Genomic DNA, 13924 nt, shown 5'->3' with positions numbered 1-13924 from the left:
AATGAGTATGTTTAATATTTTAAACTCATCATAAATAGGTTATATTATAGCTAAACATAGTCAAAAATTGATGAAATGAATATGTTTAATCAATTTTGATAATGAATGAGGGTGATTCTTATGCGAAATTACGATTATCAGTATTTAAGAAATCTCTCCTTGCCGATGGAGACCGTACGATTGATCGGCCACATCAATGAATACAAAGGCAAACAAGACCTGTATAAACAACAGGCGCCTCAAATTCTGAACACCTTGCGTGACGTGGCTGTCATCCAATCGACCAAGGCTTCCAATGCAATCGAGGGAATCGTCGTGACCGAGAGCCGCCTACACACCATCATGTCGAAGACCTCTGACCCGGCCGACCGCTCGGAAGCTGAAATTGCCGGATACCGGGATGTATTGAACTTGATTCATGCCTCAGCCCAGGACATCCCAATCAACCCGAACATATTGCTTCAGCTCCATAAAGAGCTCTACAAGTTTGTTCCGATTGAGGGCGGGAGATGGAAGAATGTCGATAATGAAATCAGTGAGACCTTCCCTGATGGCACGCGCCGGACGCGTTTCGTACCAGTCCCAGTCTTTGAGACCCCAGCGGCTGTCCAGGCCTTATGTGACAGTGTAAAAGAACGTCGGCAAAATGAAGACGTCGATTCGCTCATCTTGACGAGTATGTTCATCCTCGACTTTTTATCCATCCATCCGTTCAATGACGGGAACGGACGAATCGCCCGTCTTTTAACCTTGTTGATGCTCTATCAATTCGGCTTCGAGGTCGGTCGCTATATTAGTCTCGAGAAGATTGTCGAGGAACGAAAAGAAGATTACTATGAATCCCTACGATTGTCCTCAATCGATTGGCATGAGAATCAACAAGACCCTTTTCCATGGATTCATTATCTGTTGAGCGTGATTCTTGCCGCATATAAAGAGCTAGAAGATCGTGTAGGACTCGTCACGTCAGGAAGTCAAAGTAAGAGTAGTCGGATTAGACGATTCGTAGAAGGGAGAATCGTACCGTTTACCAAGTCGGATATCCGAAGCGCCTGCCCCGACATTAGTGAGGCGACCATCAACCGTGTCCTTCGGGAATTGCGGGATGAAGGGGAAATCGCTCCGTCTGGACTCGGCCGGAGTGCGAAATGGATTAAGCAATAATTCTTCCGAGACGTGTTTTTTAGTAAAGACCGTCAAAGTGAAAAGAATGTATGTATTGTTGGCTCTTTGTAATGCGACTCTCGAATGCCGAGGAACGCGGACTGATGAAAATCGAAGTGATTGAAGACCCAAGATTCATCGGTGATTTACACTATTATGTACACGTGGAAAATGAATATCAGATGGAGCTCTTTCTCGAGGATGTCCCGCCCAACTCAAAGAAATTGATTCGAAACGAAGGACGATTCTATGATTATTTATTAGAAGAATGGACTGATGTGAAAGGCTCAATTGAAGTATTCAATAATTTGAATTTAGGCATTCACCGTGAAGACAAGTGGTCAAACGATTGAACATAAAGGAGAATCAAAATGAATCTATTTGAATACATTAGCCTGTCTGCGACCGCATGGTTCATGGGCTTCTTCCCTATGTTCGAAATCTATTTAGCCATCCCGAGTACGATGTTACTCGGTCTCGACGGCGTCTCTGCCGTCCTTTGGGCCGGGCTTGGTAACTTCTTGCCGGTTCCTCTGCTCGCTTATTTTTACGATTGGCTTCATCGATTCAAACGTCTTAGTGGCTGGTTAGACCGCCTAGAGAAACACCGTTTTAGTCATTTAATGCGCGAACATGGCAGTTGGTCCATCATCCTCGTCACGCCTCTATTAGGATCATGGGTAGTTGGCGTGATTGGTCATTCGATTGGGATGAGGCGCTCTACACTTCTCATCTATTCAGCCATCAGTATATTCGGGTATGGCGTGTTAATAGCTTGGCTCACCTCAAAAGGGATCGAGTTCACAATCTGAGGCATGCCTGACGTCCATAGCAAATGAAAAAGAGTGCTGACTCATTCTGTTTTCGAATGAATCGGCACCCTTTTTTTGATTGCACGAGATTGCTCAATCGTTATCCTTTGCCTGAAGAAGAGATCGTGTTTTTGTCTCTTTCTGCTAAAAACTCATCCAACTGAAAGTCATGCTTGTCGAGCATAATTTGATCGCGTGCGATGCCTCGCTCACGTAGTGTCGCGATCGTCTCCCGCAAGAAGTCGTCGCTCCCAACGATGTAATACAAACCATCCTGATCGGTCGCGAGCATCTCGACCGCCGCGTAATAATCTGAACGATTGGCGACAAACTCTGCCGTGAAGCTGTTTGATGACGTAAATACGTCGTTGAATAGATAGTTCGCTGACGTGTCGACGTTCAACGAATGGAGATGCGGGATACCTGCCCCATTCTGTAAGTATTCGAGTACGATCGGGCGGAACGTCGCGAGCCCGACGCCAGCCGACAGCAGGTAGACGTTCTTCCCGTCACGCTGGAGCGGGACGTTCGAATGTGTCTTGAAGATGGCGACTTGTTCGCCAATCTTCATATCACGCAAGATCGACTTGAACTCGGAGCACTCTCGCTTGATCCGTGTCGTGATACCGATCGCGCCTTCACGCGGCAACGTCGAGATCGACATGTGGCGAATCAAGCTCCGGTTCGGTCTGTCTTCTTTGTTGAACCCTTCTAAAGCGAAGTGGGTATGCGCCCCCTCGTCCCACGTGAAGCCGTCGGGCAGCTCGAGTTGGAACGTGTATGTATCCGGCGCTTCGTTCACGATTTTCAGGATTGGCGTCCAGTAAATTTGCATCGTCGTCACTCCTTCCTTCTATTAATAGACCGCAATCGGTCCGTATGGTCCTTGAATGATTTCAAGCTTCGTCTCGAAGATATCGGATAGCGTCTCGGCGACCATGATCTCATCAACCGTACCGAAGGCGGCGATCTTGCCGTCTTTCATCGCACAAATCCGGTCCGAGTACTTGGCCGCGAAGTTGATGTCGTGGAGCACGGTGACGATCGTCCGGCCGAACTCGTCGGCGACGTGGCGCAAGTACTCCATCATCTGGACCGAGCGGGCGATGTCCAAGTTGTTGAGTGGCTCGTCGAGCAACACGTATTCCGTCTCCTGACAGAGCACCATCGCGACGTAAGCGCGTTGGCGCTGACCGCCCGACAGTTCATCGAGGTAACGGTGCTCCAAACTCGTCAAGTCGAGGAAGTCGATATATTTCGAGATGATGCGCTCGTCCTCTTGCGTCAACCGCCCTTTTGAGTACGGGAAACGGCCGAACCCGGCGAGTTGTCGTACGGTGAGACGCGTCACGAAATGGTTCTCTTGCCGTAAGATCGTGATGATTTTCGCCAAGTCTTTCGATTTCGTGCTCGACACGTCCATCCCTGCGACTTGGATCTGTCCTTCGTCCAAGTTGAGCAGACGGCCAATCATCATGAGCGTCGTCGACTTGCCGGCCCCGTTCGGACCAATCAACGACGTGAATCCAGCTTTCGGGATTTGAAGGTCGAGCGGCCCGATCTGGACGTCGTCCGTATACGATTTTTTTACTTGCTCGATTTGTATCATAGGGACCCCTTCCTTAATATCACCGCTAAGAAAATCACACCGCCGAACAATTCGATGATGACGGACACGACACTCGGTGCATTGAAAATGTGATAAATAAAAAAATATGCGCTCGTCAGTACGAAGAAGCCAAGCGCGAACGCCATCGGGAAGACGTATTTATGGTCATACGTCGCCGCGACCTGATAACTGAGCGTCGCGACCAAGAAGCCGAAGAACGTCAGCGGTCCGATCAAGGCCGTCGACACTGACATTAAGAGCGAGATGAGTATAAGCGTATAGATGACGCTTTGGCGATGGTTCACCCCGAACGACGTCGCCATGTCTTTCCCGAGCGCGACGATGTTCAACTGGTTCGAGAACAAGTAAAGCAAGACACCGACGACCACAACGATCGGGATGACGATTGGGAAGTAGGCGGCGTCCGCATTCGTCACCGAACCGAACAGACGCGCCTGCAACAGATCAAACTCGGACGGTGCGAGCATGCGGCGCATGAACGTCGACACCGAGTTCAACCCGGTCCCGATGATGATCCCGATGAGGAGCATCAGTTGGAGGTTGGCGTATTTTCCCGATAACAGCCAGCCGTACAACAGAAGACTCATCAGCACCATGACGGCAACTTGGCTCAAAAACGCACCCGTCCCGCTGAAACCGACCAAAGCCCCAGCCCCGAAGAAGAAGATCATACTCGTTTGAATCGTTGAATAGAGCGCGTCAAACCCGAGTAAGGACGGAGTGATGATGCGGTTGTTCGTCACCGAGTGAAACGCGACGGTCGCGAGACTTTGACAAAGTGCCGCAATCGCCATCGTGATGACGGCGACGACACGGCGCTCGACGACCGGCATGAATGACGGTGAGTCGAACGGGACCGGATTGTTATAGACGAGAAGACCGAACGCGCATAACAGACCCCCAATAATGAAAGCGATGAGGAACACCCAATAGCGGCGTTCTTCTTTTTTTGAGCGAAACGCAGACGCGCTCCGCTCTTTCCCGCTTAGCGGACGAACGTCTTCTTCGTAAGTTTCTCTCTCCATGACCGTACTCATCGTACACCTCCCGTCTTCCGTTGTCGCAACAGAATCGCGATGAACACGACCGAGCCGACCGTCCCGAGAATGAGTGACACCGGCAACTCGAACGGCATGATGATCGTCCGGGAGATCAAGTCACTGACAAGGATCGCCCCCATCCCGATGACACACACCCACGGCAAGTTGCTGCGGAGGTCGTCACCGCGGAACATCGAAACGAGGTTCGGGACGATCAAGCCGAGGAATGGCAAGTTACCGATGACGGTCGCGACGACCCCGACCGATAACGCAATCAAGCCGGTTGCGATCAACATCAATAAGTTGTAGTTGACGCCAAGGCTCGTCGCAATATCTTCCCCGAGTCCGACGAGCGTCAACCGGTTCGCGAGTAAGAAAATAAAGAACGTGGCGATGATGATGAGCCATAAGTATTCATAACGTCCGACTTGGACCGAGGCGAACGAGCCGACGAACCAGCCTTCGAGCGTCTGGCTAGCCCGGAAGAACAATCCAAGAAACGTCGACACGGCCGAGACGACCGCCCCGAGCATGAGTCCGATAATCGGGACGATTAAGGACGAACGAAGTTTGACCGACCGTAAAAACCAAAAGAATACCATCGTTCCGATAAACGAGAATACGATTGCTCCCGTCATACGCATCATGAGTGACGGTGCCGGGACTAACAAGTAGACTGCCAACAACCCGAGACCAGCCCATTCAATCGTGCCGGTCGTCGTCGGTTCGACCAATCGGTTTTGCGTGATCAACTGCATAACGAGCCCCGCCATCGCCATTGCGGCACCAGTCAACATGAGCGCGACCGTCCGCGGGACCCGCGTGATCCAAAACATATCGAAGCCGTCCGCTTTACTAATGTCGTATACACCGGTGAAGAGCGATAGAATCGCAAGCATCAGGACGACGAGCATGGCAAAGATGAACGACTTCGTCCAAATGTTAGAAAAGGAGGGTTGAGCACTCGTCTCAACCCTGTCTAGTATTGGATTTTGCACAACGTGACCCCGTTACTTCGCGAGCGCTTTTGCGACGCTCTCAAAGAATTCCGAGTACGTTTGAATCGATTCGTTCAAGTACGTGTCTTTCGGTGTGTAGACGATTTGGTCTTCCTTGACGGCTGTCGTCTTTTGAAGTGCAGGTGCGTTATCGATGACGTCTTCAGCCGGGACTGCGCCTTCCGCGTCAGCGAGCGGTGCGTCGCGGTCAAGTACGAACAACCAGTCCGGGTTGCTCTCGGCGATCGCTTCGACCGATACTTCGTCGCCTTGGTGGTCGCCTGTCGTCTTCTCGACTTCTAGTGCTGGCACCCAGCCGAAGATGTCGTACATCGGTCCGAATACGCGGCCGCTGATCGGCGCTGAGAACCCGATGTCTCCGCCCGAGACGATGACCGACATGATTGATGCTTTACCGTCGTAAGCCGTTTTCGCGTCTTCGATCGACTTGTCGAGGTCAGCGACCATGTCTTCCGCTTCTTCGTTTTTGTCGAAGATTTGACCGAGCGTGAGCGTCGTGTCTTCAAGTCCTTGGACTAAAATCTCACCCGGTGTGCCTGAATCTTCTGGAAGTTCGATGTTCAAGTCGATGACGGCCGCATTCGGGACCAACTTTTTGATGTCCTCGTAGTAGTCGGCGAAACGTTGACCGACGATGACGACGTCCGGATCGACTCCGGCGATCGCTTCTAAGTTCGGCTCGAAGTGCATGCCGACGTCGACGATGTCTTCGTCTTTGACGTATGGTGACTCAGCCGGCATCAAGCCGACCGGCGCCGCCGCGAGTTCGACGTCCCACTCTGCGAGCGTCTCGAACGTCCGGTTGTCGAGTGCGACGACCGTCTCCGGGTTGACCGGTACTTCGATCTTGCCATGGGCGTCCGTGATCTCGACCGTCTTCGGTGTCGCTTCCGCTTCCGCGTTGCCCGTATTTTTCGCCTCATTCTCGTTCCCGCACGCCGCGAGTAACAAGACGAGCGATGTCGCCATGATTGATGCTTTCAATTTCCCCACTTTTTCCATCTCCCTATATGTATTGAGTACGCTGACAACCTTCTCAATCGAACGGCATCCCGGTTGTTGATTTTGTCTATGTAAGTCACAGGAATACTTTCTCATTGATAATGATTATCATTGTCGTTTTCATTGAGAAGCATAGCAAACAAAAAAAGGATGCGCAATGCTAAATTTTCAAAAAGAGATTGGTAATATTTTTCCTACTATCTAACGCAAAATAAAAAGAAAGTGGTGCTCGACCACTTTCTGAAAGGTTAGGTTTCAGGTTCTCTTGTCTCGTTTTCGTTTGAGAATGCTGTAGATATTTGATCATTTTCCTAAGCTTCTGTGTTTGCGTTCCCTTGTTCTGTCGACACCCGTATATATCTCGGCACAGTTGCGATCGGACTCATCGTGCTCGGTGTCATCGTCATGAATTTCGGGAAAACGAATACGGTACACGGCTAACGTTTTTAGAAAGGAGTGATGCGAATGCTCGCACCATTGATCGAAGAGAAAGAACGCCTTTTATTGACGACGGAAGTTCGGACATCGCCCGAGCGGTTGCGTGAACTGTTGACCGAAGATTTCTTTGAAATCGGGAGTTCCGGTCGCGTCTTATACAAAGAAGACGACACGAATACGATGGACCTTGGAGAGATTGACATCACACTGTCCGACTTCAACCTCGAAGTCATCCGCGACGATGTCGTGCTCGCTACGTATCGAACCGAGAATCACGCGACTGAGAAGACCGCTCTCCGCAGCTCGATTTGGGTCAGGATTGACGGCGTATGGAAAATGCGATTCCATCAAGGGACACCTGCACAATAACGATAGATAGGGCGCGCCGATTTAAGCGCCCCCTTTTTTTCTATTCACCCTACCCTTTATTTTACTCACCCGCCTTGTCCGGATGTCCTATAATTCACGTATGAATGACACCAAAAGAGAGGGTCGACAAAATTGAATACATATAGCACACGCAATCACTTTGAACCGGTCATGCGACGACCGAGAGCCACGTTAGAAGAGAAGTTAGCGCTTATGGAGTCACGCCGAAAGAAATTGATGTTCGAGCCGACGATCCCGCTCGATGCCATCCGTAAAAAGAAACCGACCATCACCGTCACGTTCTCCGTCGGTGGCTTCGGTGTCCACAACGAGTCCACGTTGACGTTCTTTGAAGACGGGTCGGTCAAACGAGAAGTGATTTGGCGCGAAGATTACGACTTGAGCGTAGCAATCCCAAGCTCAGGTTGGTACGAAAAGGAGGATGCGATACGCGTCCACGAACGATTCGTCGCCCTCTCCTCACATCGTTGGCCTGAAGTGTTTGAAGAAAAAGGATATTACACCACCGATGGGACGCAGTGGAGCCTTGTTGTGAAACGTCACGGGAAACTGATCCATCAGCATTCCGGCAGCAACGCCTACCCATCGAGCTGGAAAGCCGTCACGGAACTGTTCGGCATCTCGTGAACCGACAAAGGGAGCACCCACTTGGGCGCTCCCTTTTCTCATATCGCCTGAATCATCTCGACCCGATTGCCGAACGGGTCGCGGAACTCGAACCGGTCAAATCCAGGGATTGGAATCCCTTCAATCCGCTCGATTCCTTCTGCTTCGAGTTTCCGTCCCCATTCCGCTAGATCAGTCACCGTATAGGCGACATGTGCTTTCGTTTTCAGCCGATCGACCCCGTCCTCGGTACCGACATGGACGCTTTGGTCGCCGACTTGAAGCCAAAACCCGCCTCGTCCTTGAAGCGACTCCGGTTTGTCGATTTCATTCAAGCCGAGCATATCGCAATAAAACGCGCGTGCCCTCGCTTCTTCACCTTTTGGGATCGTGATTTGGACGTGATGGATGCCTGTGATCATGTCGTTTTCCCCTTCCGATACGTCAATCCGATGAACTGCAGTTTTTGGTTAAACAAGCGTGGATACGACATATAGCCGACCATGACGGCTGAGATCGTCGCCGTCGTCAAAATGAGGAACAAGATGAGCAGTTGGTACAACACCGCCTCCATCGGGTCGGCGCCGCCGATGATGAGACCGCTCATCATGCCCGGAAGCTGGACGAGCCCCATCGTCTTTTGCGCCTCGACGGTCGGGATCATACTCGTCCGGATGGCGTTCTTCAAGCTCCGCTCGATTGCGATTTTCGGTGCCCCGCCCATCGACAGGATGAGCTCGATGACCTCGTCGCTTCGTTCGACCTCGTCTTTGAACTTGTTCAAAAACAGGAGTGACAACACCATACAGTTGCCAATGACCATACCGCTGATCGGAATGATTTTCTCCGGCTCGAACGGGATGATGCCGAGCCCGAGCATGAGCCCCATCGTCAGCGATTCAACCGTGACGAGCGTGAGGACGATCATCCAGGTGATGCCAGGGATGCCGTCCCCTTTTTTGATGATGTTTTGCGTCGCCGCGCCAATCATGAGGAGGATCATTAGCAGCATGAACACCGGGGTATCGCTCTCGAAGACGAACGTCAAAATGTAGCCGATCAACAACAGTTGAATGATCGAGCGTACCGTCGCGATGACGATGTCACGCTCGAGACCGAGCTTCAAAAACAACGCCAACCCGAGCGGAATCGCCACAAAAATCAAGGAAGTCATCAGTTCGATGAACGTCATAGCTCTTCCCCCCTGACGAAACGTCCGATCATCGGATTGTCCGACTCGTCGATGAACGACGCGTCTCCGAACTCAATCAATTCCCCGTTCCGTAAAAACCACATGTCGTCACTGACCCGTCTCGCTTGATCGAGGTCGTGGGTGATCCAAATGACGGTGACCCCGAAATCTTTTTGAAGTCGCACGATCAAATGCTCGATCTCTTTCACCGTCCGGTAGTCGAGGCTCGACGTGATCTCATCTAACAGCAAGACGTCCGGTTTATTGACGAGCGTCCGGGCGATGGCGACCCGGCTCCGCTCCCCGCCCGACAACGTCTTGATCGGTTGGTCGAGCGAGATGCCGTCCAAGTCGACTTTTCCGAGCAGCTCTGTCGCTTTATCCCGGTCGAGCGTCTCCCCGAAAATCACTTTCGGCAAATTCAAATTGTCGTACACCGTCCCGTCGATCATCGGGGCGCTTTGGAACGCCATGCCGATCTGTTTCCGGAGCGCGATGACATCGATATCGCGGATGTTCTCGCCTTTGAAATAAATGTCGCCCGCGTCCGGCGACAGTAGCCCGTTAATATGCTTCAGGCACGTCGTCTTGCCGGCGCCGCTCGGTCCGACGAACGTCGTGATCCGGCCTTCGCGGAAGTAGCCGGTGATGTTATGTAGGATGTCGTTATGACTGACCCCAATGAATTCGATAATGTGCATGTGCCTTCAATCCTTTCTCGATCCGATCCCTATTTACTGAAAGTTAGACACGTCGTCGACCACGACATCACCGTTTGAATCAAGTAACGGCGTGATGCCACCACCCGTCCCGACCCATGTCTGGATGTAGTTGACACCGGTCGCTGTGTCGACGAGTACCATAACTTGGCCAAGTTCCGGCAACTGTTCCGTCAATTTGACTTGGAAACGCGTCGCCCTTGTCACTTCCTCGTCTGTTTTTTTCTTGAATAACATGACATCCCGCCTTCCTACTGTTAACTGTACGCAACATGACCCTCGGTTTCAATGAATGCGATATCTCCAAGGCTGACAAATCCTTAACCCGTTCATTTTTGTTTAATATGACTACAAAAAAACACGCCAGGTTTCGGCGTGTTTTCAAGCGTAGCTCCGTTCGATGACAAAACTTGTCTTGTCCCCTCGGAAATATGAACGTGAGTACTCGATCGTTTTTCCTGACGCGTCCTCGGTCACCGTCTCGATATAAAAGCACGGCGTCCCGAGCGGACAGTCGAGAAGATCGCTTATCCGCTCATCGGCGAGCGCGATCTCGAGCGCCTCGGTCGTCTTGGCGACGTGGACGTCGTGGACTTCCGCTAGCGTCTGGAACAGCGAGTGCTCGGCCTGGTCTTTCGTGATACCCGGCGCGATCTGCCACGGGATGAACGAGACCTCGTACTGCGTCGGCTCCCCGTCGGCGTGACGGATCCGTTCGATCTTTTGGATTGGTGCTTGTTCGTCGACCGTGAATACGTCGGCGAGCTGGGCGTTCGCCGAGACGACCGACAAGTCGATGAGCGACACTTGGCCGCGCTTGCCTTGGACGGCGAGCTGGGCCGCGTAATTGTTCGGCGTATGCGATAACGTCTGCCGGACTTTCTTCCCGGCGACGAACGTGCCGCGCCCTTGCTGGCGGACGAGATAGCCTTCCGTCGTCAACTGGTTGAGCGCGCCGCGGACCGTCGTCCGGCTGACGTCGAACTCTTCGCATAACGCGTACTCGGTCGGGAATTTCTCGCCTTCTGTATAATGCCCGCTCTTGATGCGGGACAATAACTCTTCTTTGATGGCTGTTTGAAGCGTCGACTGCGACATTCTGTCACCCCTTTGTGTCATCCTTCTTTCCTTTATTCTGATACAGCAAACATACAAATGCAAATACAAAAAACAATTTGTATTATTTGTACTTTTTATATTGCGACAAGTTGTACTATTTGTTATATTTGTTACAACAAAAAGAAATCGCTTTCACAAGGAGGAGTTGGCACTATGGCAGTCAAGGTCGTCATCATCGGTGGAGGTTCGAGTTATACCCCCGAAATCATTGAAGGTTTGATCCAGCGGCAAGCGACGTTTCCGGTTCGGGAGATCGTTCTTGTCGACATCGAGGAAGGAAGAGACAAATTAGACATCGTCGGCCGTCTCGCCGAACGGATGATTCAAAAGGCAGGCGCAGACATCAGACTCAGTTGGACGCTCGACCGGAAAGCCGCACTTGTTGGCGCCGACTTCGTCTCGACGCAGATCCGCGTCGGTGGACTGAAAGCCCGCGCCTTGGATGAACGCATCCCGCTCAAGCACGGCTTCATCGGGCAAGAGACGAACGGTGCCGGTGGCTTGTTCAAAGCGTTCCGGACGATCCCGGTCCTCGTCGAGCTCGCTAATGAGATGGCGGAGATTTGCCCGGACGCGTGGCTCGTCAACTTCACGAACCCGGCCGGTATCGTCACCGAGGCCGTCTTGCAGCACTCGGCCCACAAAAAAGTCATCGGCGTCTGCAACATCCCGTTCAACATGCGCAACTCGGTCGCTGAGATTTTAGACACGCCGGTCGAACGTGTCGCCATCGAATTCATCGGACTCAACCATTTCGTGTTCGGCCGCCACGTCTGGGTCGACGGCGTCGATCGTACGGACGACGTACTCGCGTCACTGAACGCCGGCACCGACTACTCGCCGGCGAACATCGTCGGGCTCGGTTGGAGCGAGTCGTTCTTGAAATCGCTCCGCATGTTGCCGAACCCGTACCATCAATACTATTTCCAAACGGCGGACGTACTCGCGAAAGATCTAGCGGTGTATGAACAGAACGGCACGCGCGCCGAGGTCGTCCAGCAAGTCGAGGCGCAACTGTTCGAGAAATACAAAGACGTCGAACTCGACGTGAAGCCTGTTGAGCTCGAACAGCGCGGCGGCGCCTATTATTCCGACGCCGCCTGCAACTTGATGGACTCGATCTACAACGACCGCGGTGATATCCAGACTGTGAACACACTGAACCGCGGCGCGATTCGCGATTTACCGGACGACGCCGTCATCGAAGTGAACGCCGTCATCACGAAGGCTGGTCCACGTCCGATTTCAATCGGTGCGTTACCGCTCCCGATCAAAGGACTCATCACTAATTTGAAGACGTTTGAACAGCTCGCCATCCGCGCAGCGATGTCCGGCTCATACAACGACGCCTACCTCGCCTGCCTGATGAACCCGCTCATCCAAGATGAGAAGAAAATCGATGTGCTCTTGCGAGATTTGTTCGACGCGCACGAAGCGTACTTACCCCAATTCAAGAAGGAGGTTTACTCATGAACAAGTTTATCGAAATCGCTGGGCGCATCGGCTCCCAGCGACACTTAGTCGCCATCCGTGACGGCTTCGTCTCCGTCATGCCGCTCATCATCGTCGGTTCGCTCGCTGTCCTCATTAACAACTTCCCGGCCATCAATTTAGGTGGCCTCTCGCTCGACTTCGTCGGCATGATGAACAATGCGTTCGGCGAAGGCAGCTGGCAAGGACTTGGCGGCAACATTTGGACGGCCTCGTTCGCCATACTCGGGCTGCTCGTCGCTTTCTCGATCGGATATAACTTGGCCCGGTCGTACGGGGTCGATGGACTCGCCGCCGGTATTTTATCGGTCGCGTCATACATCATGCTCGTGCCGGTCACAGAAGACTGGGGCTTAAACTTCGCTTGGCTCGGTGCCCAAGGATTATTCGTCGCCATCATCGTCTCGATCGCGGTCACCGAACTGTTCCGTTACCTCATCAACACGAAACTGACGATCAAGATGCCGGAAGGCGTACCGGGTGGGGTCACCCGTTCGTTCCAAGCACTCATCCCGTCGATGCTCATCTTGACGCTCGTCGCCGGAGTTCAACTGTTCATGACACTCCAAGTCGAGCTCAGCATTTTTGAAGTCATCTTCAAAGTCATCCAGCAACCGCTTCAAGGGTTCGGCGACTCGCTCGCGGCCGGTCTCGTCATCGCCTTCTTGAACCATATCCTTTGGTTCTTCGGACTTCACGGCACGAACATCATCGGTTCGGTCATCGAGCCGATCTATCTCCCGCTCATCGAGCAAAACTTGGCCGCGTTCCAAGCAGGTGTGTCGGCTTATGATGTCCCGTACACAGTGACTAAACCGTTTCTCGATTCATTCGTCTTCATGGGCGGATCAGGTACGACGTTCGCCCTGCTTCTCGCCATCTTCATCGTCGTCCGCAAACAGCGCAACCACCCGTACCACCAAGTTGCGAAACTGTCGGCTCCGGCCGGACTGTTCAACATTAACGAACCGGTCATCTTCGGTCTCCCGATCGTGTTGAACCCGGTCATGTTGATCCCGTTCATCTTGGTGCCGGTCACGCTCACGATCGTATCGTACGTCGCCCTCTCAACGGGCATGGTACCGAAGACGGTCGCCATCGTGCCATGGACGACGCCACCAATCATCAGCGGTTACCTCGTCACCGGCGGTAGCGTCCGCGGCGTCTTGCTTCAACTCGTCAACTTGACGATCGCGACGGCGATGTATATCCCGTTCGTCATGGCAGGGGCGAAAGCGATGACGGCCGAAATCAATAAAAATAAAGCAGAAGTCAACGAAGGAGAGAAAATCAGTTGAAGAC

At 52.4% G+C, this 13924-nt stretch carries 17 protein-coding genes; 7 read left to right on the top strand and 10 right to left on the bottom strand.

Going from position 1 to position 13924, the window contains the following annotated elements; all coding sequences use genetic code 11:
• Positions 1–120 precede the first annotated feature (120 nt).
• The 3 genes from EVJ32_RS02785 to EVJ32_RS02775 all read left to right on the top strand — a co-directional run bounded on the left by EVJ32_RS02785 (position 121) and on the right by EVJ32_RS02775 (position 1976).
• Positions 121–1164 carry a Fic family protein gene (locus EVJ32_RS02785; RefSeq protein ID WP_236639468.1) on the top strand — a complete coding sequence of 348 codons (1044 nt, stop codon included), beginning with the start codon at positions 121–123 and terminating at the stop codon, positions 1162–1164.
• Positions 1165–1268: 104 nt separating this feature from the next.
• Positions 1269–1517, top strand: coding sequence for a hypothetical protein (locus EVJ32_RS02780; RefSeq protein ID WP_131456457.1), 249 nt, complete (start codon positions 1269–1271; stop codon positions 1515–1517).
• Positions 1518–1535: 18 nt separating this feature from the next.
• Positions 1536–1976, top strand: coding sequence for a small multi-drug export protein (locus tag EVJ32_RS02775; RefSeq protein ID WP_070328512.1), 441 nt, complete (start codon positions 1536–1538; stop codon positions 1974–1976).
• Positions 1977–2076: 100 nt separating this feature from the next.
• Here the strand turns inward: EVJ32_RS02775 and EVJ32_RS02770 are convergent, their stop codons facing one another.
• The 5 genes from EVJ32_RS02770 to EVJ32_RS02750 are packed head-to-tail and all read right to left on the bottom strand — an operon-like array spanning position 2077 to position 6667.
• Positions 2077–2811: an FAD-dependent oxidoreductase gene (locus EVJ32_RS02770; RefSeq protein ID WP_131456455.1), complete on the bottom strand. Its 735-nt coding sequence runs from the start codon at positions 2809–2811 to the stop codon at positions 2077–2079.
• A 21-nt stretch (positions 2812–2832) separates the two neighbouring features.
• A complete protein-coding gene (locus EVJ32_RS02765; RefSeq protein WP_131456453.1) occupies positions 2833–3585 on the bottom strand; it encodes an iron ABC transporter ATP-binding protein in 753 nt (250 codons plus the stop codon).
• A complete protein-coding gene (locus EVJ32_RS02760; RefSeq protein WP_131456451.1) occupies positions 3582–4643 on the bottom strand; it encodes an iron chelate uptake ABC transporter family permease subunit in 1062 nt (353 codons plus the stop codon). Before EVJ32_RS02760 ends, EVJ32_RS02765 begins: the two co-directional genes overlap by 4 nt.
• Positions 4640–5644, bottom strand: a complete 1005-nt coding sequence (locus EVJ32_RS02755; RefSeq protein WP_131456449.1) for an ABC transporter permease — start codon at positions 5642–5644, stop codon at positions 4640–4642. Before EVJ32_RS02755 ends, EVJ32_RS02760 begins: the two co-directional genes overlap by 4 nt.
• A gap of 12 nt (positions 5645–5656) precedes the next feature.
• Entirely contained in the window at positions 5657–6667 is a 1011-nt protein-coding gene (locus EVJ32_RS02750) for a siderophore ABC transporter substrate-binding protein (protein WP_131456447.1), read from the bottom strand.
• A 465-nt stretch (positions 6668–7132) separates the two neighbouring features.
• Between EVJ32_RS02750 and EVJ32_RS02745 the strand changes: the two genes are divergently transcribed.
• Positions 7133–7474, top strand: a complete 342-nt coding sequence (locus EVJ32_RS02745; RefSeq protein ID WP_070328502.1) for a nuclear transport factor 2 family protein — start codon at positions 7133–7135, stop codon at positions 7472–7474.
• Positions 7475–7606: 132 nt separating this feature from the next.
• Entirely contained in the window at positions 7607–8122 is a 516-nt protein-coding gene (locus EVJ32_RS02740) for a hypothetical protein (RefSeq protein ID WP_131456445.1), read from the top strand.
• Positions 8123–8160: 38 nt separating this feature from the next.
• Here the strand turns inward: EVJ32_RS02740 and EVJ32_RS02735 are convergent, their stop codons facing one another.
• The 5 genes from EVJ32_RS02735 to EVJ32_RS02715 all read right to left on the bottom strand — a co-directional run bounded on the left by EVJ32_RS02735 (position 8161) and on the right by EVJ32_RS02715 (position 11110).
• A complete protein-coding gene (locus EVJ32_RS02735; RefSeq protein WP_131456443.1) occupies positions 8161–8523 on the bottom strand; it encodes a VOC family protein in 363 nt (120 codons plus the stop codon).
• Positions 8520–9293, bottom strand: a complete 774-nt coding sequence (locus EVJ32_RS02730) for an ABC transporter permease (protein ID WP_131438910.1) — start codon at positions 9291–9293, stop codon at positions 8520–8522. The genes EVJ32_RS02735 and EVJ32_RS02730 overlap by 4 nt, the downstream gene beginning before the upstream one ends.
• Entirely contained in the window at positions 9290–9994 is a 705-nt protein-coding gene (locus tag EVJ32_RS02725) for an ABC transporter ATP-binding protein (RefSeq protein ID WP_131456441.1), read from the bottom strand. Before EVJ32_RS02725 ends, EVJ32_RS02730 begins: the two co-directional genes overlap by 4 nt.
• A 33-nt stretch (positions 9995–10027) precedes the next feature.
• Positions 10028–10249: a DUF6440 family protein gene (locus EVJ32_RS02720; protein ID WP_131456439.1), complete on the bottom strand. Its 222-nt coding sequence runs from the start codon at positions 10247–10249 to the stop codon at positions 10028–10030.
• 144 nt (positions 10250–10393) lie between these two features.
• Positions 10394–11110: a GntR family transcriptional regulator gene (locus tag EVJ32_RS02715; RefSeq protein ID WP_131456437.1), complete on the bottom strand. Its 717-nt coding sequence runs from the start codon at positions 11108–11110 to the stop codon at positions 10394–10396.
• 174 nt (positions 11111–11284) lie between these two features.
• On the opposite strand from EVJ32_RS02715, the gene EVJ32_RS02710 reads away from it, so the two are divergent.
• The gene (locus EVJ32_RS02710) at positions 11285–12604 is read left to right on the top strand and encodes a 6-phospho-beta-glucosidase (protein ID WP_131456435.1); all 1320 of its coding nucleotides are present in this window, start codon (positions 11285–11287) and stop codon (positions 12602–12604) included.
• On the top strand, positions 12601–13920 hold the full coding sequence (celB, locus tag EVJ32_RS02705) for a PTS cellobiose transporter subunit IIC (protein WP_131456433.1): 1320 nt from the start codon (positions 12601–12603) through the stop codon (positions 13918–13920). The genes EVJ32_RS02710 and celB overlap by 4 nt, the downstream gene beginning before the upstream one ends.
• Positions 13921–13924: the final 4 nt, after the last annotated feature.

This window comes from Exiguobacterium sp. SH5S4, from assembly GCF_004337045.1.
GTDB classification, from domain to species: domain Bacteria; phylum Bacillota; class Bacilli; order Exiguobacteriales; family Exiguobacteriaceae; genus Exiguobacterium; species Exiguobacterium aurantiacum_A.
The sequence above is the reverse complement of the archived record's forward strand: the minus strand, read 5'-3'. Positions and strand labels throughout refer to the sequence as shown.